Raw genomic sequence first — 25,660 nt, forward strand, 5'->3', positions numbered from 1 at the left:
GGTTTCGATGAAACTGATGCTATCGATTTATATCAATCGCTGAATTGATATCTATTAAGTAATGTATCAAAAAGTGCAGTTATTGCAGGGGATATCTACGAGACCGGATAACAGTGGAGTTGGTTGCAAAAAGGCCGGCAAGCCGGCCCAATTTAGTCATTACATTGATTTAACGGTCGTGATCAATTGGTGGCGTTCACCAGGCTGTAAGGCTTTACCCTGTTCAATCGTGGCAGCGTGTAGAGTCGACTCCACACATAAGAAGGTTCTATAACCATCGTCTTGCATGTCCGCCATACTTTCTGCGCCTGCGGCCCATGGGTTCCAAATGACTGCTGAATTGTGCCCTTGGTTTTCGACGCACAGAGAACGGTTCAATACTGGGTCTTGCAGCGTGATTTGTGCTTGTGGCTGAGTGTAAACACGGTCAATGGCGTCAGTCAGTTGGAGGGTATCGCCGCCCTGGCAGATTTTTCCATCTTGTAGGCTGTCAATATATTCAGGGCCCATTCCACTGGTTTGGGTTTGTTCGATGTCGCCTACATTGAGATAGGTGTGCAGCGCGCCGGAGAATGTCCAAGGTTGATCGTCAGTGTTAATGACATCGAGAATTACTTTCAGCTCATCACTGATTTCAACTAATAAGTGAGCTTGGAATTGGTGCGGCCAAACCGAGAGTGTTGACTCCGATGCCATTAGCCCAAGTTCGATAATCACACCATTTTCATTTTCGCGGTGTTCGAGCAATGTCCATTCACTGTTACGGGCAAAACCGTGGGCGGGGGCCGCAATACGTCCAAACCAGGGCCAACAGACGGGAATGCCACCGCGAAGGGCCGCTTTTCCATCGAAGACGGCTTGCTCGCTCATCCAAATCAGTTCGTCGTGGCCTTGAGGTTTAAATGAAATGACATGCCCACCGTGCAAGGCGATACCCGCTGTGGCTTTTTCATGGATGACGCGAACTACTTTAATTTGGTCAACTTCAACGATTGTCACCTTGTCAGAAAGAACGGTAAGGGCGGGGAGAGTGTTTAAATCCATGTCTGTTTCCTATCGCAGGGAGAGCATTGCTTGGTATCGCATGCTCTCAAGTTCCAGATACAAAAAAGGCGACTCGAGAGCCGCCTTTTCAAAATTCATACGCTAATTGCGCATCCTAAGATATTACTTAGAGATGTGAGCGATTAGGTCTAGAACTTTGTTTGAGTAACCGATTTCGTTGTCGTACCAAGATACAACTTTAACGAAGTTATCAGTTAGAGCGATACCAGCTTTAGCATCGAATACTGAAGTTTGTACTTCACCGATGAAGTCTTGAGAAACCACTTGGTCTTCAGTGTAGCCTAGAACGCCTTTTAGTTCGCCTTCAGAAGCTTCTTTCATTGCTGCACAGATAGCTTCGTAAGATGCGCCTTTCTCTAGGTTAACTGTTAGGTCAACTACAGAAACGTTAGCTGTTGGTACGCGGAAAGCCATACCAGTTAGTTTGCCGTTAAGTTCTGGAAGAACAACGCCTACTGCTTTAGCAGCACCAGTTGAAGATGGGATGATGTTTTGAGAAGCACCACGGCCACCGCGCCAGTCTTTAGCAGAAGGACCGTCTACAGTTTTTTGAGTTGCTGTAGTCGCGTGAACTGTCGTCATAAGACCAGACACGATACCGAACTTGTCGTTAAGAACTTTAGCGATAGGTGCTAGACAGTTAGTAGTACAAGAAGCGTTAGAAACGATGTCTTGACCAGCGTAAGTTGAATCGTTTACGCCCATAACGAACATTGGAGTTGCGTCTTTAGAAGGACCTGTTAGAACAACTTTTTTCGCGCCAGCAGTGATGTGCTTACGTGCAGTTTCGTCAGTTAGGAAAAGACCTGTTGCTTCAGCAACAACGTCAACACCGATTTCGTCCCACTTAAGATCTTCTGGGTTACGCTCAGCTGTAACACGTACAGTTTTGCCGTTAACGATTAGGTTACCGCCTTCAACTTCAACAGTACCGTTGAAACGGCCGTGAGTTGAGTCGTACTTAAGCATGTATGCCATGTAATCTACATCGATAAGATCGTTAATACCTACTACTTCGATGTCTGCGCGCTCTTGCGCTGCACGGAATACGAAACGACCGATACGGCCAAAACCGTTAATACCTACTTTGATAGTCATTATAGTTGCTCCACAACTTAATTTCTGATTAAAGATAACTGGTAGTAAAATTACAGAATCCAGTCAAAATCTGCAACAGATAATCGGACTTAACTTGTTTAAAGTCAAAAAAAAGCGTCGCTTTTTTTCACAATTAGTCGCAAATGGTTAACTTTTGAACGGATTGCTGGTTCCTTCCTAAACCAGTTGACGTAAAATAGTTTAGATGTCGACAATGCTGATGAAAGTTTGAACATCCTTTTATGGTTTCAAAGTATGTGCTACAAAGTTCGATATCCGCAAGTTTTTCGCAAAAAAAGTCATAACTAAAAATGAGAATAAGGAGAGATAAAGCAGTGAAACATAAGGTAGAAAAAATCACGAAACCTGATGAATACTGGCGTGAGAAGCTATCTGACGAAGCGTATCGAGTGTGTCGAGAACAAGGGACTGAAGCGCCGTTTTCGGGAAAGCTACTGCATAACAAAGAGACGGGCGTGTATGCTTGTACCTGCTGTGAAGCGCCACTTTTTACCTCTGAGAATAAGTACGATTCGGGCTGTGGTTGGCCGAGTTTCGATGCCCCGATCAACAGTGAGGCTATTCGCTATTTAGAAGATCTGAGTCACGGAATGGTGAGAACAGAGATACGTTGCGCCGCTTGTGATAGCCATCTAGGTCACGTTTTTCCTGATGGCCCACAAACAACAGGTGAAAGGTTTTGTGTTAATTCAGTGTCGTTAATTTTCAACAATTGATAAAAAAGCGACGATTTATCCAGCTTGGATTGTTTTATCCTTTCACTTCACTATTTGGAAGTTTCAAACCTAGGGATTTGCTCTGAGCTAAAAGTGCCACCCCGAATCGACTCTTCTATCTGTTCGGCAATATCATCAAGCTGATCATAGATACTGTTTTCAAACCCATATAAGAGTTGTAGCTCGTTTTGTGACGCGATAGGGACGTTGAACGATTCTGCGACTCGGGTCCAGATATAGGCTTCCTCTTTGAGGTTAATCCGGTATGTGGTGCTCGCTAATGATTTAAAGATTTCAGTGTTGATGTTTTTCCCTTTACTTAGCTCTAAAGCGCGCAGCAGTAAGTAACGGGTTTTACCATGGTCTCGACTGGTATAGAAAGTTGCCAATGCGTACTGCATTTCGGCGGTCTCGAGCTCTGGAGAACCTTCTAATTGTAAAAAACGTCGTCGGGCCTGATCGTTACCGACTTGGCTCCACAAAAAATACAGCGCTTCTGGCGAGGTCGATTTTTCCAGTGCGGTGACAATGGTCTCTAAGTCGTCGCCAGCGTTGACCAGTGCGCTAAAGCGTCGCTGTTTGAGGTCGGTTTGATCCAATGGCTGTATTTGCGCGGCGAGCTCTAAACATTTTTTGTATTCTGCGACCAGTTGATACTCTTTAATTTTGTTTTGGTCGGTGGGATTTTTTAGAACTTCAAATCGGTGCCAAATGAGGTCAGTACGCGGTACGCGACATTGACCATCGTTAATGTTTAAGCGTTCACATTTGAGGCTGGGATTGTCATTACAAAGTTGCTCGGTGTTTTTGTTGCCCTCTAAGCAACCGCTCAGCAATAGGCTAGAAGATAGAAGGGCAAGAGTGCTAATTGTTTTCATACTGTCGTTGCTTGTGATCCGTTACACTTATTCATATCAGGTGTCTTGACTCACTCGGTTGGCTCGGTACTGTTTGCTTACTTTGTTAGACTTATAGGACATAACATGGACGCAGAGCAGTTAGTTAATGCCATTACACCTGAGGCTTATGAGCGTCTACTATTCGCAGTAGAAACTGGTAAGTGGCCTGAGGGTACTCCACTTTCAAAGCAGCAGCGAGATTCTTGTATGCAAGCTGTGATGTTGTATCAATCTAAGCATAATGCACAAGCTCAACATATGACAGTTGCTAAGGGTGGGGAAATCAGTTTTAAGTCAAAAGCTGAGTTAAAAAAGCAATTTCAGCGCGACCAAGAGGATATCGTCCGAATCAACCCGAATCACGACGACTAGACCAGAGTATTTAAATGCAAAAGGCAGGGAGATCCCTGCCTTTTCATGTTTAACGGCTTACCAATGAATTAACCGCAGCACTTTTTGAATTTTTTGCCACTGCCGCAAAGACACGGGTCGTTTCGGCCAATCTTAAGGTTTGAAACCGTTTGCGCGAGTCGAGTATCAACCTGCGTCTCTTGTGGGGAGAAAGTGCCGTCAATGTAATACCAAAGCCCATCCTGCTTGATAAAACGCGAGCGCTCTTCTAGGCAATACTCCTGACCTTCTTGGCTAAAGTAGGCTCTAAATGTCACAAAGCCTTCATCGGCATGGCTTCCATCTTCGCATTTGAGTACCTCTAACCCTATCCAATCGCTGTTTATCGACTCGGCAATTTCAGAGCGCTGCTTTTCTGCTTCGCAGCTTGGGTGATAGGTCGCGACAACAAAATCAACCAAACCTTTAACATGGGCACTGTAGCGCGAGCGCATCAATTGTTCCGGTGTTGTTGCTTGATTGTGATTCTGGTGCACTAAAGCACAACACTCTTGATATGGGCTTGGGTTGCCACAAGGGCACGAACTCATAGCGTCTCCGTTTAACTGGTTTTGACTGAAAGTAGGTCCGCTGTCCATTTGACTGAAGCGTCGTAGCACTCGCTCAAGGTTTCTTGGTCGACACCAACTTGTTGACATAAGTCATTGACGTCCTCCCACTGTGCTTGCTCGTATGCTTTGGCTAGCGTAAGAATGCTGCCCAGTATGCCTTGGTTGTCTATAATTGCGAGTTTTATTGACTTATCGACCGAGATTTCGTCGATGATTTGTTCAATCGGACGATCAAGCAAGCTATCAAGCAGTGAAAACATACCGGTCAGAAAGGCCTGGCCCGACTCGAGTTTTGTCTTGAGGCGCGAAGCAAGCAACTCGCAATAACGAGCGCGTTGGATAGAGAGGCCGTAGAGGTAATCAGGTTTGCTGTCTTGGGTTGAAGCCAGTGCGACTAACGAGATAAATTTGCGGAGCTTGTCTTCACCCAAGTAAACCAGCGCCTGCTTAAAAGATTGAATCTGAGTGCGGACTATCGAAGAGGCGTTGACGAAAGTGAGCAGTTTGTAAGAGAGCGTTAAGTCTTTGCTGATAAGAGACTCGATTGCAGCAAAGTCCATATCTTCCTTTGCGATTTCAGTCAGCAACTGAACAACCGTCATAAAAGAAGGCTCGAGTGATTTACGAGAAATCATTTCGGGCTTGCTGAAAAAATAGCCTTGAAAATAATCAAACCCCGCTTGTTTAGCCTGTTCAAATTCTTGATAAGTTTCGACTTTTTCCGCCAAAAATTCGATGTCAGAACCACTGAGCCGCAGAATAAACATCCGTGCCTTTTCAATCGATACTTGGCGAATATCAAACTTAATCAAAGAAACATAGGGCAGAAACGCTTTCCACTCTTTGCTTGGTACGAAGTCGTCGAGTGCGATCTTGTACCCTTGGCTAGCCATCTCTTTTACCGCTTGCAATAGTTCGTCGGTGGGGGCGCAGGTTTCGAGAATTTCCACCACGAGATTTTCGGCAGGAAATAGGGTAGGTACGCGATTAATCAGGCTTTGATATGGAAAGTTAACAAAACCGAGCTTGTCGCCTAACGTTTCGTAGTGGGTTGAGAGGAAATGGTCAGAGAGCAAACGGCTGGTGGCTTGCTCAGGGTCAATTTCTGGGAAAGTGTTGTTGGGCCCGTCCCTAAAAAGAAGCTCATAGCCAACCGTTTGCTTGCTTGTGTCGAGTATGGGTTGTCTAGCTATATATGAGTATTTCAAGGTAGTCACCTGCTCCGTGTAAAAAATCATGCTCATCCATTACCGACGAGACGGTACTATTGTGCATGAGTGAAAGCGCTTAACCAGAAAAAGGTCTTTGTTGTAACTCGAAATGATTTTTATCGAACACCAACACTGAGCCCTGAGTGTACCAATCTCCCAATACAATTCTAGTGTAGGCCTTCTGGTTTCGTTCAAATGTGTGAACATTAGGTCGGTGCGTGTGGCCGTGGATCATGAGATCTACCTGGTGAGATTGCATCACTAGCTCGACTTCACTCTGAGTCACATCCATGATGTCGAGGGACTTAGTCTGTTTCTCGGTATTGATGCCGGATTGAACTTTACTGACGATCTTTTTCTTGATTGACATAGGAATACGGTTAAACACCCACTGCAGCCAAGGTTGATGTACTTTTTTACGATATTCGAGGTATTTCACATCCTGTGTGCACAAGGTATCTCCGTGGAGCACCAAAGCTTTGCGGCCATACAGGTCGATGACTGTTTCATCGCCGAGCAGTTTTACGCCAGTTTGGCGACTGAAGCGTTGACCTATTAGGAAGTCTCGGTTGCCTTGAGTAAAGTAGCAAGGTACGCCACTATCGGTGAGGTTTTTAAACTCCGCACGGATCTGATTGGCAAACTGAGAACGGTCGTCATCGCCAATCCAAAATTCAAATAGGTCGCCTAATACATAAAGTGCGTCGGCTTTTACCGCTTCTTGGCGCATAAAACGAACAAAACACTCAGTGGTCGCCGGTGTGGAAGGAGACAGGTGAAGATCAGAGATAAATAGTGTGGTCATAGTGTGATAAAAAGAGAGCGCATGCAGCGCTCTCAATACGTCATATTATTCTTCGATAGTCGTGCCAGTGATCATCACCTCTTCAAGAGGCACGTCTTGGTGCATACCCATAGAACCCGTGCTCACACCTTTGATCTTGTTAACAACGTCCATACCTTCAACCACTTCGCCGAATACGCAGTAGCCCCAGCCGTCAAGGCTTTCACTGCGGAAATCTAGGAAAGTGTTGTTGTTTACGTTGATAAAGAACTGTGAGCTTGCTGAATGCGGTTCCATGGTGCGTGCCATGGCCAATGTGCCCACTTTATTGCTTAGACCATTGTTTGCTTCGTTTTTGATTGGCTCACGAGTGGATTTTTCTCTTAAACCAGACTCCATACCGCCACCTTGAATCATGAAACCGTCGATAACACGGTGAAACAGTGTGTTGTCGTAGAAACCATCACGGCAGTACTGTAGGAAGTTTGCGCTTGTCTTTGGTGCTTTTTCTTCGTTGAGCTGAATTTTGATGTCACCAAAATTAGTGTGAAGGGTGATCATGATTATGTCCTTTACAGATGTTTTTGACTTGAATGGCAGATTCTAGCTCAACTTTAGCGACATTAATACGTGAAAAGTTATCATTGAGAGCCCGGTATCAGTGTCAATGGTGGCTTTTTAGTCGTTTGAGGGATTACCTATTAGTGCGTGACTTGATATACTGGACGACCCTTTATTTCACCCAACGATTAGAAAGAGATCATGTTAAAGATTTATAACACACTCACAAGACAGAAAGAGGAATTCAAGCCAATCAATGCCGGCAAAGTAGGCATGTATGTCTGTGGGGTAACCATCTATGATCTCTGTCATATTGGCCATGGTCGCACCTTTGTGTCGTTTGACGTAGTTTCTCGTTATCTACGTTACTTAGGCTATGAGTTAACCTTTGTACGCAATATTACTGATATCGATGACAAAATCATCAAACGCGCCAACGAAAATGGCGAAAGCTGCGACTCACTAACAGAACGTCTGATTGGTGAAATGCACGCCGACTTTGACGCATTGAACATGAAGCGCCCTGACGTAGAGCCGCGTGCGACAGAATTTATTACAGAAATCATCGAGCTAGTTGAAAAGCTTATAGAACGTGGATTTGCTTATGTTGCGAGCAACGGCGATGTGATGTTTGAAGTCGGCAAGTTCGATGAGTACGGCAAACTGTCAAAGCAAGACCTAGATCAGTTGCAAGCGGGTGCGCGTGTGGATGTTGAAAGTGCGAAACGTAGCCCGTTAGATTTTGTTTTATGGAAAATGTCCAAGCCAGGTGAGCCAACATGGGAATCCCCTTGGGGACCAGGTCGCCCTGGTTGGCATATCGAATGTTCAGCGATGAACTCGTCTATTTTGGGTAATCACTTTGACATTCATGGTGGTGGTTCAGATTTGCAGTTCCCTCACCATGAGAACGAAATCGCCCAGTCATGCTGCGCCCATGATACTCAGTACGTCAATACTTGGATGCACAGTGGTATGGTGATGGTCGACAAAGAGAAGATGTCGAAGTCACTGGGTAACTTTTTTACCATTCGAGATGTACTTGGCCACTATGACCCAGAAACGGTTCGTTACTTCTTGATGTCAGGTCATTATCGTAGTCAGCTGAATTACAGTGAAGAGAACTTAAATCAGGCACGTGCGTCTCTGGAGCGTCTGTACACGTCATTGCGCGGTCTTGATCTTGCGGTACCAGCGGCGGGTGGCGAAGAATACGTTAAACGCTTCACACAAGCGATGAACGATGACTTTAATACCCCAGAAGCTTACTCAGTGCTTTTTGATATGGCGCGTGAGATTAACCGTTTGAAAGGTGAAAGCTTAGAGCAAGCCAGTGCCTTAGGCTCATTGATGCGTGAGTTGGCCGATGTGATTGGTATCTTGTACCAAGAGCCTGAGGCTTTCCTCAAAGGTGATGCTGGCAGCGATGATGAGGTCGCTGAAATCGAAGCGCTCATAAAACTGCGTAACGATAGCCGCGCGGCTAAAGATTGGGCCAATGCCGATCTGGCCCGCGATAAGCTCACTGAGCTGGGTATTGTGTTAGAAGACGGGCCGGAAGGCACGACTTGGCGCCGTAAATAATTGTAAGGGCTGTCATTGCAGCCCTTTTTTCTACGCTTTTATTATTTCTATAGGAATCAATCTGTGGCACAGATGTACTTCTATTACTCAGCAATGAATGCGGGTAAATCAACCACTCTTCTTCAATCTTCTTTTAACTATCAAGAACGTGGCATGACGCCAGTGATATTTACCGCAGCGCTCGATGACCGCTTCGGGGTAGGTAAAGTGAGCTCACGTATTGGTTTACAATCTGATGCACATTTGTTTAGTGCAGACACCGATCTTTACCAAGAGATCGCGGCGCTCAACGAAGTGGAAAAACGTCACTGTATCTTGGTTGACGAGTGCCAGTTTCTTACCAAAGATCAGGTTTATCAGCTTACAGAAGTGGTCGATAAACTGCATATCCCAGTTTTGTGCTACGGCTTGAGAACCGACTTTTTGGGTGAATTGTTTGAAGGAAGTAAGTACCTGCTCTCATGGGCAGACAAGCTAGTCGAACTCAAAACGATTTGCCATTGTGGTCGTAAAGCCAATATGGTGATCCGAACCGATGAGAATGGCGTGGCGATCAAAGAGGGTGATCAGGTGGCGATTGGCGGCAACGACAAATATGTGTCAGTTTGTCGAGAGCACTACAAACACGCGCTTGGTAAATAAAGGTCAGGTGAGTGGAACACAAAAAAGCGAAGCATCATGCTTCGCTTTTTTGTTGGTATTCGATTAATTCGATTGCCGACAGCAGTTCGAGATTAACGAGCACGGAAGACGATGCGACCTTTTGATAGATCGTATGGTGTCATCTCAACAGTTACTTTGTCACCAGTAAGAATACGGATGTAGTTCTTACGCATTTTACCAGAGATGTGAGCAGTAACTACGTGGCCGTTTTCTAGCTCAACACGGAACATTGTGTTTGGAAGAGTATCAAGGACAGTGCCTTGCATCTCAATTACGTCTTCTTTAGCCATTTAATCCTCTTTTAAAAAATGGGCAATTTTCAGCGGCTTATCATGCCGACAAAAATGAAATAAGTAAAGTTGGGGCGTATTCTACCCTTGCCAACGCTGATTTACTAGCCTTTGATGACGCTGAAATCGGACTTTGTAATTCATTGCCGGACATTCATCGATTTGATACCCCAGGTAAAGCCATTGTTTTCCTTGTTGACGACAATATTCGGCTTGATACAAGACCGCTAGCGTACCTAGTGAAATTGAATGGTTGGGGTCGTAAAAGGTATAAAAAGCGCTAGCACTATTGGACAAAATATCGGTGACGGCAATCGCGATCAGTTTGCCCTCGTGGTAGAGGTGTAAAAATTGGGTATTAAGCCAGTTACACTGTGAAAACTGCGCGAACTCATTACGCTTCGGTGGGTACATAGACCCATTGCGGTGTCGAGCCTCGATGTAGCGCGCGTACAGTTCAAACCAATCATAATCCATGCTCTCTTTCAATTGCCACTCTATCGCGTGCGCCTTGTTCAACAAGCGCTTTTGATTGCGTGTTGGGATAAAGTCAGGAATAGAAACACGAATGGCTTGGCACGCCTGACAACGATCACAATGAGGCTTGTATATGGTGTCTCCACTACGACGAAAACCGTTGGCCAGCAATACTTCGTAGCTCGACCCGCAATGCATGGCAGGATCCAAAGCGACCGCAACCCGTTCTTGGCGCTCACTCAAATAGCTGCACGGATGATTATCAGTTAAACCGATTCGGATTTGCTGAAGGTCTGAACTCATCAAGGTTTAGGTCTCGCTCTTTAAGTACTGTTTTGTAAAACAGTTTTCTTGTACGGGCTGATTTCTAAAGGATAGCAGTGTTTGAAGAAAATCGGCTCGTTCCAATGCATAGGCACCTAATGAGGCAAGATGGGGGGTCATCACTTGGCAGTCGATAAGCTGACCACCGTGGGATTGAAAATGCTGACAGAAAAACCAAAGTGCGATTTTTGAGGCGTTGGTTTTTAAGCTAAACATGGACTCACCACAGAAAACTTGCCCTACCTCGATGCCGTACAAGCCACCGATGAGTTGGTCTTGATCCCACACTTCGACCGAGTGACAAATGCCTTGTTTCGTGAGCTGTTTATAGGCCAGACGCATCTCCTCGGTTAACCAAGTCTCCTCGGCAGGGCGTGTTAAAGCGCAACGGTCGATAACCGTTTCTGTTGCGTGATTAATGCTCACCCGATAGTGATGTTTGCGTTGAAACTTTTTGAGACTTTTTGCCGCTTTGAATGTCTTAGGATCAAAGACGGCGCGAGGTGACGGACTCCACCATAAAATAGGCTCTCCGGGGCTATACCATGGGAAGATGCCATTTTGGTAAGCCAACACTAAGCGTCTCGGTGTTAGATCTCCCCCGAGAGCGAGTAACCCGTTCGGATCGGATAGGGCGTCATCGGGAGAAGGAAACCAAAGCTCGTCAGGGTCAAGCTCAGTGAGATAAAGCGCCATGATAAATAGAGGTCAAGTGAATGAGAAAGTGGATGTGGATCATATTGGTTTTTCCTTTGATTGCCAATGCTGGCTATGAAAGAAACCGCGCAAGGCCCGTCAATCAAGTCATCTATGGCGAGATAGACAGCGTTAGATATATTAGCCAACAACAACTGATACAGTCGCAAGCGAATGGATGGAAGACATTACTTGGAGCAGTGGTAGGAGGGGTGATCGGTCACCAATTTGGAGATGGGAGAGGTAGAGAGGTCGCGACGGCTGTGGGTGCGATTACTGGCGCTGGGGTAGTAAACCAGCAGGCACAGCAAGAATACCGAATAGAGTATCAGTGGGTTGAGTTACTGGTGAAAACCGAACAAGGTCAGCTCATCGACATCATTCAAGATGTTGATACCGACATGCTTTTTAGCCGCGGTGACTCAGTACGTATCCTTTATTTCGATGAGGGAGTCCGGGTGGATAAAGCCTATTAATGGATTTCTATTGAAGCGAATCTGCGCGACATAATTATTCAGTCTTATCGCGGTTTGGCTCTGGTTTTACACGGGGTTTTTAGATAGTCTGCAAGTACGAAGAATTTTTCATCATCCCATTTAGGAAGGTGGGATGAGCAAGGATTAACAATTTTAATGGAAAGCCTTACGTTACAACCTATCAATAAAGTCAATGGTGAGGTCAACTTACCTGGTTCTAAAAGTGTCTCAAACCGCGCGTTGCTGCTTGCTGCCTTAGCAAAAGGAACAACACGCCTCACTAATCTACTCGATAGTGATGATATTCGTCACATGCTTAACGCCCTGACTCAATTGGGGGTTCAGTATACCTTGTCGGCAGATAAAACCGTGTGTGAAGTCGAAGGACTTGGTCATGCTTTTCGATCGCAGCAAGGACTTGAACTCTTTTTGGGCAATGCGGGTACCGCTATGCGTCCACTGGCTGCAGCGCTTTGCCTGGGGCAGGGAGAATATGTGCTCACGGGTGAACCACGGATGAAAGAGCGCCCGATTGGTCACTTGGTTGACGCACTGCGACAAGCGGGGGCGAAGATTGAGTATCTTGAAAACGAACATTATCCACCACTGAAAATCTTTGGTACGGGTTTGAAAGGCGGAACAGTCGAAATTGACGGGTCTATTTCGAGTCAATTTCTCACCGCATTTTTAATGTCCGCTCCGCTTGCGCAAGGCGATGTGACGATAAAAATTGTGGGTGAACTGGTTTCTAAACCATACATCGATATTACTTTGCACATCATGCAGCAGTTTGGGGTTGAGGTGGACAACCGCGATTACCAAGAGTTTGTCATTCGTCAAGGTCAGTCCTATGTTGCTCCCGGAGATTTTTTGGTCGAGGGTGATGCGTCTTCCGCTTCTTACTTTTTAGCCGCAGGGGCGATTAAAGGCGGCGAAATCAAAGTAACGGGAATTGGTAGAAACAGCATTCAAGGTGATATTCAATTTGCTGATGCGCTTGAAAAAATGGGCGCGCAGATAGAGTGGGGGGATGACTACGTGATCTCTCGTGCTGGTGAACTCAAAGCCGTGGATATGGATTTTAACCACATTCCTGATGCCGCGATGACAATTGCGACGACTGCACTATTTGCCGAGGGGACAACTGCTATCCGCAATGTCTACAACTGGCGAGTCAAAGAGACAGATCGACTCGCTGCAATGGCAGCAGAGTTGCGTAAAGTAGGCGCCGGTGTAGAAGAAGGTGATGATTACATCATTATCACACCACCAGAGCAGCTGCTTCACGCGGCGATAGATACCTATGACGATCACCGTATGGCGATGTGCTTCTCGTTAGTCGCCTTGAGTGATACCCCCGTGACAATCAACGATCCCAAGTGCACCTCTAAAACGTTCCCCGATTATTTCGACAAGTTAGAAGGCTTGAGCTCTTAAGGGAAGCGTTGCAAATCAACAAGGGTTGGCGTAACTGCCAACCCTTTTTACTTTTCTCGTTCTCTTTTTTAGCCGTTACTTTTTAAGCGTAAACTCTTTCGATAAATGGTGAGCTAAATACTTGAACATATTGAATACTGAGGTTGTTTGCGCGGTCGGCATGCCTTTGTCGTCGAGGAAGTAGTTTCCTTTAAAGACCAGCACCTCATCTTTTTCTTCGACGCTGTCAGCGCGCATGCCTTCAATATAATCGTCGTGTGATTGAATGATGTGGTTGGCGATCATCAATAGTTCATTTTCAGAGATGATTTTTTTTTCGCTCATGGGTTATACCTTAGTCAATACGGCTTCAATATAGAATCAATGGCTTGATTGTAGGGGGGGGACAGTAAAAAACCAATGCGTCAGATCAACTCTGCTTTTGCCTAAGTCGCGGGGTTTTGTGACTAATGGCTAAAATTCTTGCGATAAGTTGGCAACATTTTGCCCTTGACGTTTAGTATGTCCCACTTTCTACTCCGTTGTGTATCCATTTGGGCCTTTACACCATTATCGTCTCAACAATCATGGGTACATCGCCGATTTGTCGAGCAATCAAGGTCGAATTTTAAAAAAGATATTGATCTTCTAGCAATCTCGCTCAATAGTAAAAAAAGAAGCAAAATATTAAGTATGTCGTGCGATATGTTCGCACTCGATAAAGGACACTTGAGTCAATTATGGGTAAGTCACTGGTTATTGTGGAGTCGCCAGCCAAAGCGAAGACCATCAATAAGTATTTAGGTAAGGACTTTATTGTAAAGTCGAGTGTAGGTCACGTCCGTGATCTGCCTACTGCTGGCCAAAGTACTGGCCAGAAAGCAGCCGCGGTATCCACTAAAGGCTTAAGCGCTGAAGAAAAAGCACGCATTAAGAAAGAGAAAGATCGTAAAGCTCTGATCAAGAAAATGGGTATTGACCCTTATCATGGTTGGGAAGCGAACTATCAAATACTGCCTGGTAAAGAGAAAGTGGTTGCGGAGCTACAAAAGCTCGCTAAAGACGCGGACCGCGTCTATCTCGCAACCGATTTAGACCGCGAGGGAGAGGCTATCGCTTGGCACCTTCGTGAGATCATCGGCGGCGGTGAAGAGCGATACAAACGAGTAGTATTCAACGAAATTACCAAAAATGCCATTCAGCAAGCGTTCGAAAAACCGGGCGAGTTGAGCATGGATGGGGTTAACGCCCAGCAGGCACGACGCTTTCTCGATCGAGTCGTCGGCTTTATGGTGTCGCCACTGCTATGGAAAAAGGTAGCGCGTGGCCTATCGGCTGGCCGTGTTCAGTCGGTAGCGGTAAAACTGCTGGTTGAGCGCGAACGCGAAATCAAGGCGTTTGTGCCAGAAGAGTTTTGGGATATCCACGCCGACACCCACACGCAAGATAAGACAAACTTCCGTTTGCAAGTTGCCCAGAAAGACGGTTCTGCATTTAAACCCGTCAACGAAGCAGAAACCAAAGCGGCGATGGCGGTGCTTGAAAAAGCGCGCTATGAAGTGTGCAAACGTGAAGACCGCCCAACATCGAGTAAACCGTCTGCGCCATTTATTACTTCAACGCTGCAGCAAGCCGCCAGTACTCGTCTCGGCTACGGCGTTAAAAAGACTATGATGCTCGCTCAGCGCCTCTATGAAGCGGGTTATATTACTTATATGCGTACCGATTCAACCAACTTGAGTGCGGAAGCCGTTGAAACGGTTCGTGGCTTTATTGGTGATGAGTATGGCGACGCTTACCTACCTGAAAAACCTAACGTTTATGGTAGTAAAGAGGGGGCTCAAGAAGCGCACGAAGCAATTCGTCCCTCGGATGTGGCAGTCAAAGCAGACGACCTCAACGGTATGGAAGCTGATGCGCATAAGCTATATGCATTAATCTGGAATCAGTTTGTCGCCTGTCAGATGACCCCTGCCAAATATGATTCGACGACAGTCAGCGTTAAGGCTGCTGAGTACACTTTGAAGGCAAAAGGCCGCATCTTGAAGTTCGACGGTTGGACACGTGTTCAACGACCTTTAGGTAAGAGTGAAGATCAAATTCTACCAGCGGTACAAGTTGGTGACAGTGTTGAGCTCGTCAAACTCGATCCGAAACAGCACTTTACTAAGCCGCCAGCGCGCTTTACCGAAGCTGCGTTGGTTAAAGAGCTTGAAAAGCGCGGTATTGGTCGCCCATCTACTTACGCCTCGATTATCTCAACCATTCAAGACCGTGGTTATGTGAAAGTAGAACAGCGCCGTTTCTACGCGGAAAAAATGGGTGAAATTGTTACCGATCGCTTAGACGGCAGTTTTGACGACTTGATGAATTACGAGTTCACTTCACGCATGGAAGAGAAGCTTGACCAAATCGCAGAAGGTGAAGCGAACTGGAAAGCCGTGCTGGATGACTTCTTCAATGATTTTACTGGCGACCTGGCAAAAGCTGAGCTTGATGAAGATGAAGGAGGCATGAAGCCTAACCACATCGTCTACACAGATATCGAGTGTCCGACATGTTCTCGACCAATGGGGATTCGTACCGCATCTACTGGTGTCTTCCTGGGTTGTTCTGGTTATGCACTTCCGCCAAAAGAGCGTTGTAAAACGACGATAAACTTGGGTGATGAAGAGGGAATCATTAACGTTCTCGAGGAAGACGTGGAAACCGCTGCGTTGCGCGCCAAAAAACGTTGTCCGATTTGTGAGACCGCAATGGATGCGTATCTAATCGATGACAAGCGCAAAATGCACGTTTGTGGTAACAACCCTAACTGTGAAGGCTACGTCGTCGAGTACGGTGAGTTTAAAGTCAAAGGTTATGATGGCCCGGTTGTTGAGTGTGATAAATGTGGTAGCGATATGGTGCTCAAGAATGGCCGTTTCGGTAAGTACATGGATTGTACCAACGACGACTGTAAGAACACCCGTAAGATCCTGAAAAACGGTGAAGTTGCGCCACCGAAAGAAGACCCCGTTCATCTTCCGGAGCTACCATGTGAAAATTCTGATGCGTATTTCGTACTGCGTGATGGTGCATCTGGGCTATTTTTGGCTGCGAGCACATTCCCGAAATCACGAGAGACACGTGCACCTTTGGTTGAAGAGTTGGTTCGTTTTAAAGACCGAATTTCGCCAAAGTTCCATTATCTGACTGAAGCGCCACAGCAGGATCCAGATGGTCGTCCAATGGTCGTTCGTTTTAGCCGTAAAACGAAAGAAAACTATGTGCGCTCAGAGGTAGACGGTAAACCATCGGGCTACACAGGACTTTATGTTGACGGTAAGTGGGAAATTACCGACAAGCGCAAAAAGTCGGCGAAGTAAACGCCATCAACATTAAAAAAGCAGCCATTGGCTGCTTTTTTTGTACCGACTGACATCGCCTACTTCGATGTGAGTATGTGAACGCATGTTCAATCTTTGGCTGGTCGAAGAAAGGTGTTAGAAAATAGCGTGAATAGGTATGGTGAGTTATGAGCAGCCTATTAGGCTTGATAAATTTGTTACCAAGTCGCGCCAATGTAGAGTGAATGTTATTAACTTGTATCTTGTTGCGGCTAGAGTGTGAGCTAACGCAGGAGGCGAAAAAGTAATTAATGTGAGGTCGATAGTACAGCATATTTTAAATTGTAATCTTCACTGAATAGGATAACGTATATCTAACCCCTTGCACACATCGTTGCGGGAGCGTCATCTCCTCGAAAAACAGATGTGATACGGCTTATGCCGGAGATTGCCCTAACTCATTGGAGCAACAACTGGAATTATCAGGATGAATCCCCCCAACCCATACGATTCATCCAAGTACAAATAATAAAATGGAGAACAATACATGGCTGGAGTTTTGGGAATGATCCTTGCCGGAGGTGAAGGATCACGCCTTCGCCCTCTGACGGAATCTCGCAGTAAACCCTCGGTACCTTTTGGTGGTAGTTATCGTCTTATTGACTTCGCTTTAAACAATTTTGTTAACGCTGACTTGATGCGCATTTATGTGCTCACTCAGTTTAAATCCCAGTCTTTGTTCCATCACATGAAGAAGGGCTGGAACATCAATGGTATTACCGACCGGTTTATCGACCCTATTCCAGCGCAAATGCGTACGGGCAAACGCTGGTATGAAGGTACCGCAGACGCTATCTATCAAAACTTACGCTTTATGGAACTCGCGGAGCCTGAGCAGGTGTGCATTTTTGGCTCAGACCATATTTACAAAATGGATATTAAGCAGATGCTCGACTTCCATAAGGAGAAACAAGCGTCATTGACGGTGTCAGCACTGCGCATGCCTCTTTCGGAAGCCTCTCAGTTTGGTGTTATCGAAGTCGACAAAGAAGGGCGTATGGTTGGCTTCGAAGAAAAGCCATCTTCACCTAAATCGATTCCCGGAGACCCTAACTTTGCATTGGTTTCTATGGGTAACTATGTATTTGAAGCTGAAAAACTGTTCTCTGAGCTGATTGAAGATGCCGATAATCCAAACTCATCACACGACTTTGGCAAAGATATCATTCCGAAAATGTTCCCGCATGGTGATGTTTACGTTTATGACTTTAGTACCAATCGTATCACTGGCGAAAGAGAAGAAGTGTACTGGCGTGACGTGGGTACGATAGATGCTTATTGGGAAGCGCACATGGACTTGCTTGAAAAAGACGCACCGTTTTCGCTCTACAACCGCAAATGGCCACTGCATACCTACTATCCTCCGCTACCGCCGGCGACATTCACAGACTCTGACAACGGGCGTGTGCAAATCATCGATAGTCTGGTGTGCAACGGTAGTTATGTACGAGGCTCTCGTATCGAAAAATCAGTACTCGGTTTTCGCAGTAATATCGCTTCTGCATGTGATATCAGTGAGTGTATCCTTCTTGGGGATGTGAAAGTGGGTGAGGGGTGTGTGTTGCGTCGCGTGATTGTGGACAAGGATGCGGACATAGCGCCAGGAACGCAGATTGGCGTCAACTTATCGGAAGATAAAAAACACTTCCACGTATCAGAAGACGGCATTGTCGTGATTGCGAAAGGAGCACGAGTTGGCTACTAAGAATTTATCTATTCTATTCGTAGCATCAGAAGTTGAAGGGTTAATCAAAAGTGGTGGCTTGGCAGATGTTGCCAAGGCACTCCCTCAATCGCTGCGCGCGCTGCAACAAGATGTACGTTTAACGCTACCAGCTTACCGAAATGTTGCCAATATCTCAGACGCCGAAGTGCTGTTGACTACCCGGCTTGATCACTGGCCGCACACTGAGTATCAAGTCAAACGCTTAGAGGTCGCCGGTGTGCCGGTCTACGCTATCGACTGTGGCAAGTATTTTGATCGTCCAGAGATGTACGCAGAGAACAATCAGGCCTATGTTGACAATGGCGAGCGCTTTGCGTTTTTCAGTGCGGCGAGCCTAGATATGTTGCCTAAATTGGGTTTTCAGCCGGACGTGGTGCACGCTAACGATTGGCATACAGGGTTCGTCCCTTATTTACTCAAACATCGTTATGCGTCGAATCCTTTTTTTTCCGGAATCAAAAGTGTACTTTCGGTGCACAATGCGGTGTTCAAAGGGGTGTTCAGCTACGATGAAATGCAGTTCCTCCCAGAAATGCATACTCGCTTTGCTCCTGATGCTGCGATCAGTAGTAGTCACATCACTATGCTAAAAGCGGGCGTGATGAATGCTGATAAGATTAATGCTGTAAGTCCTACTTACGCTCAAGAGCTTACCACAGAGCTTGGCAGCCATGGAATGGCGGTAGAATTTCAAAGTCGAGCATTGGATCTTGTGGGCATCCTTAATGGGTGTGATTACTCGGCGTGGAACCCGCAAACCGACTCTTTGTTGCCTGCCAACTACCAAGCGACAGCTCAGAGTCTGGCGAGTGGTAAACAAGCATGTAAGCGTGAGCTACAGCAACGCGTTGGCTTAGAGCAACAGGATGTGGCGATGTATGGCATGGTCTGTCGTTTGACCCATCAGAAAGGTGTGCACTATCTACTGCCAATCTTAGAAGACTTTTTGCAAAATCAATTGCAGGTTGTGATCGTGGGTACCGGGGATCCTAAGCTTGCGATGGATTTACGTCGAGTGGCTGAGCGTTACCCAACCAAGTTAGCGTTTATCGAAGCTTACGATAACGAAATGGCACACTTGGTCGAAGCAGGTAGTGACTTTTTTGTTATGCCGTCAGAGTTTGAACCTTGTGGCCTTAATCAGATCTACAGTATGGCTTATGGAACGCTGCCGATAGTGCGTGGTGTTGGTGGCTTACGCGACAGTGTTCACGATTATGATGCCGACCCTTTAATCGCGACGGGGTTTGTGTTTGAAGAGCCTGAGCCGTTAGCGCTATTGGCGAAGCTACAACGTACCCTGCTACTCTATCTTCAGCAGCCGGACGAGCTTAAACGGGTACAACTGCATGCGATGAAGCAAGATTTCTGTTGGAACAAAGCCGCTGAAGAGTATATAGCCCTTTATCGCAGTGCACTTGGTGTATAATTAAACCAACTTTAGGCGTCGTAACGACGCCTTTTTTGACGACTACTTACAATTTTATCGCTACAATTACCAACAATTGACTTTTGTTGGCGTATATTCCGCTATGTTTATGGTAACCTCCTACACCGTCTCGTAACCCAGATGATTTGCTTTGACTATGAGTGATACTTTGCTTTTCCACAAAACCTTTGCCCACCCAACCAGTGATGAATGGGTTGTGTTTGTGCATGGTGCAGGAGGCAGTTCGTCAATATGGTTTAAGCAGATCAAGGCCTACAAACAGCACTTTAACTTATTGCTTATTGATCTACGTGGTCATGGGAAGTCGAATCAATTGTTGAAGGAGCTGATGTCCAATCGCTACACCTTCAAAACGGTCACGCTTGATATTCTTAAAGTATTAGACCACCTGAAAATTCATTCTGCCCATTTTGTCGGTATGTCGCTAGGGACTATCATCGTGCGGAATTTGGCAGAGTTAGCCACAGGAAGGGTTAAGTCGATGGTGCTTGGTGGAGCGGTCACTCGTCTTAATACGCGTTCTCAAGTGTTGGTTAAGCTGGGAAATCTGTGTAAGCATATCGTGCCTTACATGTGGCTCTATAGCTTATTTGCTTATATTGTGATGCCACAAAAAACGCAAAAAGAGTCTCGTCACTTGTTTATCCGTGAAGCTAAGAAGTTGTGTCAGAAAGAGTTTAAGCGCTGGTTTATTCTGACCGCTGAAGTCAATCCACTGATGCGCTATTTTAAAGACCGAGAACTTCCCATCCCCACCTTGTATTTAATGGGTGAGCGCGATTATATGTTTATTCAACCGGTTAAGGAGATGGTCGCTGCACATCGAAAAAGTCAGCTGCTAGAAATTGCCGACTGTGGCCATGTGTGTAACGTAGAGCGCCCGGAAGAGTTTAACCATCACTCTATTGCTTTTATCAAACAACAAATCACTACTGCCTGCTAGGGCGCAGTGTCACCACATTGCCAGCATACACCGAACTGGGCCTCGTTGATTTCCCCGCATTGGGTGCAGCGCCAAGGTTCACCCAAATGAGCGCTGCGATACTCTTCAATAAGCTGCTTGGCGAAGCTAAGCGACGTTTTATCGAGAAGCCATATATAAGGCGCACTGCTTTCGCCCAACGGAACTTCACCTTGTAGGCCAAAAATACCTTCTCCTCGTACCTCACATTGAACGTGTTTCGATTTGAGTAACTCACACACAATATGTGCTTCAGTCGGTGTTTCGGCACTGTAAATCTTCACGAGACGTTTCCATTCGAGGTGGAAGGGAAAACTTTCAATTTACCCATTACCCATTTGGCGACCACAGGGAAAAGCCCTAACAGAACGAACGAGAACAGAACGCTTGGAGAAACGATCCCAGCCAGACTGTCTATTTGAGCTAGCTGCGTACCGGCATTTAAATATACCGCGGTGCCAGGTAGCATGCCCATCTGACTGACCAAGTAGAATCTGAGCGTTGAGATTGGCGATAACCCCATTAATAGGTTGATGAGGAAGAATGGAAATACTGGTATTAAGCGCAATGAGAACAAATAGAAGGCACCGTCTCGCTCAACACCACGGTTGATGGCGTTGAGTCTGTCACCAAACTTTGATTGCACCCAGTCGCGAAGCAGATAGCGACTGCTTAGAAATGCCAAAGTGGCGCCAATGGTACTGGCAAAAGAAACCAACAATAAACTGGTCCAAAATCCAAACAGTGCAGCGCCCAATAAGGTCACCACGACAGCTCCTGGAATGGAAAACGCCGTTACTAAAACGTAGGTAATAAAGTAAATCGAGGCGGCGAGCACAAAGTTATCAGTTATAAAGCTAGTGAGGCTCGCTTGTTGCTCTTTGGCGTTGTCTAACGTGAGGTATTGACCAAAGTTCATCCCAAGAACAACGATAAGGGTAACCAGTACAACCCCAAAAATAATTTTTCTATTCATTGCTTAGCTCCATGGCTTAAAACAGCAAGTGCGACTCAAGTGTTATTAGACCAGACAGAGAAAGCAAGGTTTAAATTTCATTGAAGAGAAAAAAGTCAGCGCAAAGGCTGACTTTTCATAACGTGTTTAGTGGCTGAGTTGATTGAGCAGCTCTTGACGCCGGTTGTGTGGGATCACCGACCAATGAGTCCCTTTGATTGCGCCTTCTAAAGCCCATAACAGTTCAATATTGACATCTGCCGAGTGGCTTGATTGGATCGCTTGGAAGGCTTTGACCGCGCCCGTTTTTTCAAGGCTTTCAACAGTATCAATCCCGGCCTTTTTTAACATACGCTCGGTTGCTAAGCGCAAATTAGGTAGGTCTTTGAGACGGTTAGGCTTGGCTTGAGATTGCGTTTGCTTCTCTTTGTTCGCTGCACTCAGTGCATGATTGGCGATTTTCAGTGTTTTCTCAGTATTCGCAAACAAACTGTCATCTAGAGCGAAGTACTTGGTGACCACAGGGAAACCACGCTTTTTATAAACGTAAGGTTCTAGGCCTTGAGATTTGAATTGTTTTGCAAGCGCCGCATCGGCACGAACATGAAGTTTGTTGTTAACCACAAGTGCGAACATGGTGTCATCGGCGAAAATACCAAAACCACCAAACATCGAGCGAGACTTGATGCTTCCAAGCTGCTCAAAAAGTCGCATTGAGTCTTTTAAAATAGGTTTATCCATGCTGTCTTTTCTCGGTGTATAAATATACGCCACCAATTCAGGTCCGAGAGTGTAGCAAAATAATGCAGGTACTGTGTCAGTACGATGTCATGCCGCTGTGGGCGTGACGTACGGTTCTATGCATATTTGCCATCGGCAACCCCGCTACCTGACATAAAATGTTTAAGGCCGGAGGCTTTGCGTCCCATCCTTTCGGAATGGTTTGCCCTGTTCGTGGCTGTTTCGAACATCAAAAGCATAAATAAAATATGCGCAGAGCATCACATAAAGATGAAATATATGTGATTCATCTCACAAAAAATATAGATATTGATTCACTGGGCCGATGAATTTTATCCTCGGCCCAGTGCGTGTGAGAGGTTACTTGTTGAGATGGCGAACGGTATTGCGCTCAACAATTTCAGGATGCATTTCAAAAATACGTTTATCGTGCTCTTTGTCTTTAATACGCTCGAGTAAAATCTCAAAGGCATTTTTTCCCACTCGTCGTTTCGGCTGGTGGACCGTGGTCAAGGGGGGCGAGAAGTATTCTGCGAGCTCGATGTTATCGTATCCGATGACCGACATATCTTCAGGAATACGAATGCCTTTCTGTTGTAGGCGACTCATCAAGCCGAGTGCCATGGTGTCATTGAAGCAGAAAATAGCGGTGGGCTTCTTGTCCATCGCGACGATCTTATCCGCAGCGAGCACCGCAGTATCACATTCGAAGTTACCTTCTAAAATCCAATTTTCATTGACGCTCAGGTTGGCCTCCTCCATGGCACGCTTAAAGCCTCGAATGCGCTCCTGACAGGCGGCTTTTTCAAAGTGACCACTTAAACAGGCGATCTCTTTGTGGCCATGTTCAATTAGGTATTTTGTCGCAAGATAGCCGCCTTCTTCGGAATTATCGATGATCTTGTCGGCTTGAGAACTCTCCGGACCCCAGTCCATCACCACTTTTGGGATGTCCTTATGGCGGTCAAGCATTTCACTTAACTCTTCCGTTAAGTCAGAACACATCACCAATATACCGTCGACGCGTTTTTCAGCCAGCATGCGAATGTAGTCGCGCTGCTTTTCGTAGATACCACCAGTGTTACACAAAATCAAAGTGTAGCCTTGACGATAGCAGTAGCTCTCAACACCATCGATGACTTCTGAGAAAAATAGGTTGGTAGATTGAGTCACGAGCATGCCTATCGTACGTGTCGTGTTGCACTTCAAGCTGCGCGCAACGGCACTAGGCGCATAGTTCAGCTCCGCAACGGCTTCCATTACTTTTTCTTGAGTAGCTTCGGCAACAAATCGCGTTTTGTTGATAACATGAGACACAGTGGTAGTTGAAACGCCGGCTAAGCGTGCAACGTCTTTAATAGTGGCCATAGGTTTTGTCCTGTCGATGACTGCCACAGAGATATATTCACAGTTTAGAATATTTGGGCAGAAGTATCAGAAACACAAAAACCGCTCTTAACTAGCGGTTTGTATTTAAGTCGTTAATTTTTATCGTTTGCGGTCACGATTTTAGACCGCAATTGATATTAGGGCAATCAAAAAACACCCTCATGGTATGCCCAAGTTCACATCGTGCTCTATTCATCACCGTTCAAGTAGTGGCAATCTAGCGTCAAAAAGGCTTCGGTTAAGCTTGTTACAGCGGCGTAAAAACCAAATTGGTCAAGGGCTTGGCATTTGGCACTAAATTGGGGAACCCAACTAAGTAAGTGCGTTTGTATAAAGATCTCTTGATCTTTAAGCGCTTTTTCTAGGTGTCGTTGTTGCTCAAGTTCGTTCGAGCGAATGATTAAGTTACCCAAGAAATCAAGTACGATCGCGAGGTGATCCGCAGGCTCATTGAGGCCTTTCTCGACGCTAACACCGTGTTGCGCCATCAAAGCTTCAAGCTCTTTGGCGGGCGTATCGTTCAGCAAGCCTGTTTTACCGATATACATCGACGCATATGGGAGCGCGGAGTCTCTGTCCGATTTCAGGAACAGATCGCAAAAGTCTGCCGCTAACTCAAGCTGAGCATCGTCGCGATCGAGTAAGCGGTTGAGTGCGTCAACTAAACGTTCAATTGCAGGCTTAAGTTCAGCGTTTTCACCTAAACCGCTCAGAAAAGAGCGAATTTCAGCGGAGTGGTATTGCTGCAAGTTCTCTTCGGTGAGTTCAGTGGCGAACAGGCTTGATAGCCACCAATAAATTTCGGCGCGTTTTTCATTAAATGCTTTAATTTCTTGCATTACGGCTACTCCTAAAATAACTATTTAATAGTGTAACCAATAAAAATGAATAGCGGTAATGGCTTACATGACAGTTTACGTTGGAATGTGAAAGAGTATGAATAGCGTGGCGGTTTTGTCTTGAATCAAGAAAAAATCACCTTTCTCATCTTTCGTCCTATATTTACTAGAAATGTTACTGTTTATGAATAGAATGTGGTGTAGAAACCAGTTCCAATGCAAATAAAGTGGTGTAGATGAGCTATCACGTACTCGTTGTAGAAGATGACCTAGTGACGCGCAGTAAGTTGGTTGGTTACTTTCAAAATGAAGGTTACCAAGTCAGTGAAGCTGACAGTGGTCAGGAAATGCGAGAAATACTGAGCAATAACGCGATCGATTTAGTGATGTTAGACATCAACCTTCCGGGTGAAGATGGGTTAATGCTAACACGCGAACTTCGTAGCCAATCCGATATTGGTATCATTTTAGTGACCGGACGCACAGACAGTATCGATAAGATCGTTGGCTTAGAGATGGGCGCCGATGACTACGTGACTAAGCCATTTGAGTTGCGTGAACTACTTGTGCGAGTAAAAAACCTGCTATGGCGCATCGCCTCGGCACGCGAGGGAAGCGCAAAGAGTAAGTCGGCAGCAAGTAACGACAATGTGGTTTATTTCGGAGACTGGACGTTCGATGTTCAACGCCGCGCGTTGAGCCGCAGCGGGGAGCCCGTTAAGCTAACCAAGGCGGAATATGAGTTGCTGGTTGCTCTATCGAGTTACCCCAATCAAGTTTTAAGTCGCGAGCGTATCCTAAATATGATCAGTCATCGTGTTGATGCACCTAATGATAGGACCATTGATGTCCTCATTCGTCGTATGCGAGCGAAAATGGAGTTTGACCCTAAGAACCCACAAATCTTTGTTACCGTGCATGGTGAGGGGTATATGTTCGCGGGGGATTGAGCCCAATAAACTGTGAG

Annotated in this window: 27 protein-coding genes and 1 riboswitch; of the genes, 11 read left to right on the plus strand and 16 right to left on the minus strand. The window is 45.9% G+C overall.

All coding sequences use genetic code 11. The annotated features are described in order from the left end of the window. Positions 1-159: 159 nt before the first annotated feature. Both FCU94_RS04965 and gap read right to left on the minus strand, forming a co-directional pair. Positions 160-1,044, minus strand: coding sequence for a D-hexose-6-phosphate mutarotase (locus FCU94_RS04965; RefSeq protein WP_176287426.1), 885 nt, complete (start codon positions 1,042-1,044; stop codon positions 160-162). A 123-nt stretch (positions 1,045-1,167) separates the two neighbouring features. Then, entirely contained in the window at positions 1,168-2,163 is a 996-nt protein-coding gene (gene gap / locus FCU94_RS04970) for a type I glyceraldehyde-3-phosphate dehydrogenase (protein WP_176287427.1), read from the minus strand. Between the two features lie 335 nt (positions 2,164-2,498). Here gap and msrB point away from each other — a divergent pair, with 335 nt between their 5' ends. Next, positions 2,499-2,900: a peptide-methionine (R)-S-oxide reductase MsrB gene (gene msrB, locus FCU94_RS04975; protein WP_176287428.1), complete on the plus strand. Its 402-nt coding sequence runs from the start codon at positions 2,499-2,501 to the stop codon at positions 2,898-2,900. A gap of 50 nt (positions 2,901-2,950) precedes the next feature. Here the strand turns inward: msrB and FCU94_RS04980 are convergent, their stop codons facing one another. Next, positions 2,951-3,778 (minus strand): DUF2989 domain-containing protein, encoded by an 828-nt coding sequence (locus FCU94_RS04980; protein WP_176287429.1) that lies wholly within the window; start codon positions 3,776-3,778, stop codon positions 2,951-2,953. A gap of 105 nt (positions 3,779-3,883) precedes the next feature. On the opposite strand from FCU94_RS04980, the gene FCU94_RS04985 reads away from it, so the two are divergent. Then, positions 3,884-4,171 carry a YeaC family protein gene (locus FCU94_RS04985; protein WP_176287430.1) on the plus strand — a complete coding sequence of 96 codons (288 nt, stop codon included), beginning with the start codon at positions 3,884-3,886 and terminating at the stop codon, positions 4,169-4,171. 68 nt (positions 4,172-4,239) lie between these two features. On the opposite strand, the gene FCU94_RS04990 is transcribed toward FCU94_RS04985, so the two are convergent. The 4 genes from FCU94_RS04990 to FCU94_RS05005 form a co-directional block, all read right to left on the minus strand. Then, a complete protein-coding gene (locus FCU94_RS04990; RefSeq protein ID WP_176287431.1) occupies positions 4,240-4,740 on the minus strand; it encodes a YchJ family protein in 501 nt (166 codons plus the stop codon). 11 nt (positions 4,741-4,751) lie between these two features. Next, positions 4,752-5,969 (minus strand): EAL and HDOD domain-containing protein, encoded by a 1,218-nt coding sequence (locus tag FCU94_RS04995; RefSeq protein WP_176287611.1) that lies wholly within the window; start codon positions 5,967-5,969, stop codon positions 4,752-4,754. A 79-nt stretch (positions 5,970-6,048) separates the two neighbouring features. After that, positions 6,049-6,777 (minus strand): UDP-2,3-diacylglucosamine diphosphatase, encoded by a 729-nt coding sequence (gene lpxH, locus FCU94_RS05000; protein WP_176287432.1) that lies wholly within the window; start codon positions 6,775-6,777, stop codon positions 6,049-6,051. A gap of 45 nt (positions 6,778-6,822) precedes the next feature. Further along, positions 6,823-7,317 (minus strand): peptidylprolyl isomerase, encoded by a 495-nt coding sequence (locus FCU94_RS05005; RefSeq protein ID WP_176287433.1) that lies wholly within the window; start codon positions 7,315-7,317, stop codon positions 6,823-6,825. Positions 7,318-7,518: 201 nt separating this feature from the next. Here FCU94_RS05005 and cysS point away from each other — a divergent pair, with 201 nt between their 5' ends. Then, the gene (cysS, locus tag FCU94_RS05010; protein ID WP_176287434.1) at positions 7,519-8,901 is read left to right on the plus strand and encodes a cysteine--tRNA ligase; all 1,383 of its coding nucleotides are present in this window, start codon (positions 7,519-7,521) and stop codon (positions 8,899-8,901) included. Positions 8,902-8,964: 63 nt separating this feature from the next. Beyond that, a complete protein-coding gene (locus tag FCU94_RS05015; protein ID WP_176287435.1) occupies positions 8,965-9,543 on the plus strand; it encodes a thymidine kinase in 579 nt (192 codons plus the stop codon). Positions 9,544-9,635: 92 nt separating this feature from the next. Here the strand turns inward: FCU94_RS05015 and infA are convergent, their stop codons facing one another. The 3 genes from infA to aat form a co-directional block, all read right to left on the minus strand. Further along, positions 9,636-9,854 (minus strand): translation initiation factor IF-1, encoded by a 219-nt coding sequence (gene infA / locus FCU94_RS05020; protein WP_001040192.1) that lies wholly within the window; start codon positions 9,852-9,854, stop codon positions 9,636-9,638. Positions 9,855-9,935: 81 nt separating this feature from the next. Beyond that, positions 9,936-10,634 (minus strand): arginyltransferase, encoded by a 699-nt coding sequence (locus FCU94_RS05025; RefSeq protein ID WP_176287436.1) that lies wholly within the window; start codon positions 10,632-10,634, stop codon positions 9,936-9,938. A 6-nt stretch (positions 10,635-10,640) separates the two neighbouring features. Beyond that, the gene (aat, locus tag FCU94_RS05030) at positions 10,641-11,351 is read right to left on the minus strand and encodes a leucyl/phenylalanyl-tRNA--protein transferase (protein ID WP_176287437.1); all 711 of its coding nucleotides are present in this window, start codon (positions 11,349-11,351) and stop codon (positions 10,641-10,643) included. 20 nt (positions 11,352-11,371) lie between these two features. Here aat and FCU94_RS05035 point away from each other — a divergent pair, with 20 nt between their 5' ends. Next, complete coding sequence (locus FCU94_RS05035) at positions 11,372-11,827, plus strand: glycine zipper 2TM domain-containing protein (RefSeq protein ID WP_176287438.1); 456 nt, start codon at positions 11,372-11,374, stop codon at positions 11,825-11,827. A gap of 156 nt (positions 11,828-11,983) precedes the next feature. Beyond that, positions 11,984-13,264 carry a 3-phosphoshikimate 1-carboxyvinyltransferase gene (gene aroA, locus FCU94_RS05040; protein ID WP_176287439.1) on the plus strand — a complete coding sequence of 427 codons (1,281 nt, stop codon included), beginning with the start codon at positions 11,984-11,986 and terminating at the stop codon, positions 13,262-13,264. 75 nt (positions 13,265-13,339) lie between these two features. Here aroA and FCU94_RS05045 read toward each other — a convergent pair whose 3' ends face one another. Beyond that, complete coding sequence (locus FCU94_RS05045; protein WP_176287440.1) at positions 13,340-13,588, minus strand: YciN family protein; 249 nt, start codon at positions 13,586-13,588, stop codon at positions 13,340-13,342. Positions 13,589-13,983: 395 nt separating this feature from the next. Between FCU94_RS05045 and topA the strand changes: the two genes are divergently transcribed. From topA to FCU94_RS05065, 4 genes are all read left to right on the plus strand, one after another. Then, positions 13,984-16,611: a type I DNA topoisomerase gene (gene topA / locus FCU94_RS05050; protein WP_176287441.1), complete on the plus strand. Its 2,628-nt coding sequence runs from the start codon at positions 13,984-13,986 to the stop codon at positions 16,609-16,611. A gap of 508 nt (positions 16,612-17,119) precedes the next feature. Further along, positions 17,120-18,337, plus strand: a complete 1,218-nt coding sequence (glgC, locus tag FCU94_RS05055; RefSeq protein ID WP_176287442.1) for a glucose-1-phosphate adenylyltransferase — start codon at positions 17,120-17,122, stop codon at positions 18,335-18,337. After that, positions 18,327-19,787, plus strand: coding sequence for a glycogen synthase GlgA (glgA, locus tag FCU94_RS05060; protein ID WP_176287443.1), 1,461 nt, complete (start codon positions 18,327-18,329; stop codon positions 19,785-19,787). The genes glgC and glgA overlap by 11 nt, the downstream gene beginning before the upstream one ends. 157 nt (positions 19,788-19,944) lie before the next feature. Continuing rightward, positions 19,945-20,751: an alpha/beta fold hydrolase gene (locus FCU94_RS05065; RefSeq protein WP_176287444.1), complete on the plus strand. Its 807-nt coding sequence runs from the start codon at positions 19,945-19,947 to the stop codon at positions 20,749-20,751. On the opposite strand, the gene FCU94_RS05070 is transcribed toward FCU94_RS05065, so the two are convergent. From FCU94_RS05070 to torD, 5 genes are all read right to left on the minus strand, one after another. After that, positions 20,748-21,053, minus strand: a complete 306-nt coding sequence (locus FCU94_RS05070; protein WP_176287445.1) for a DUF2007 domain-containing protein — start codon at positions 21,051-21,053, stop codon at positions 20,748-20,750. The two genes, FCU94_RS05065 and FCU94_RS05070, sit on opposite strands and share 4 nt — an antisense overlap. After that, positions 21,050-21,745, minus strand: a complete 696-nt coding sequence (locus FCU94_RS05075) for a TVP38/TMEM64 family protein (protein WP_176287446.1) — start codon at positions 21,743-21,745, stop codon at positions 21,050-21,052. Before FCU94_RS05075 ends, FCU94_RS05070 begins: the two co-directional genes overlap by 4 nt. A 126-nt stretch (positions 21,746-21,871) precedes the next feature. Continuing rightward, positions 21,872-22,465 (minus strand): TfoX/Sxy family DNA transformation protein, encoded by a 594-nt coding sequence (locus FCU94_RS05080; RefSeq protein ID WP_176287447.1) that lies wholly within the window; start codon positions 22,463-22,465, stop codon positions 21,872-21,874. Positions 22,466-22,596: 131 nt separating this feature from the next. After that, positions 22,597-22,682, minus strand: a riboswitch (cyclic di-GMP riboswitch). Between the two features lie 143 nt (positions 22,683-22,825). Continuing rightward, positions 22,826-23,833: an HTH-type transcriptional repressor PurR gene (gene purR / locus FCU94_RS05085; RefSeq protein ID WP_176287448.1), complete on the minus strand. Its 1,008-nt coding sequence runs from the start codon at positions 23,831-23,833 to the stop codon at positions 22,826-22,828. 209 nt (positions 23,834-24,042) lie between these two features. Beyond that, positions 24,043-24,693: a molecular chaperone TorD gene (gene torD / locus FCU94_RS05090; RefSeq protein WP_176287449.1), complete on the minus strand. Its 651-nt coding sequence runs from the start codon at positions 24,691-24,693 to the stop codon at positions 24,043-24,045. A 236-nt stretch (positions 24,694-24,929) separates the two neighbouring features. Here torD and torR point away from each other — a divergent pair, with 236 nt between their 5' ends. Further along, positions 24,930-25,643, plus strand: coding sequence for a two-component system response regulator TorR (gene torR / locus FCU94_RS05095; protein WP_176287450.1), 714 nt, complete (start codon positions 24,930-24,932; stop codon positions 25,641-25,643). The last annotated feature ends 17 nt before the right edge of the window (positions 25,644-25,660 follow it).

The sequence above is a fragment of the Vibrio sp. JPW-9-11-11 genome, assembly GCF_013369335.1.
Classification (GTDB): domain Bacteria; phylum Pseudomonadota; class Gammaproteobacteria; order Enterobacterales; family Vibrionaceae; genus Vibrio.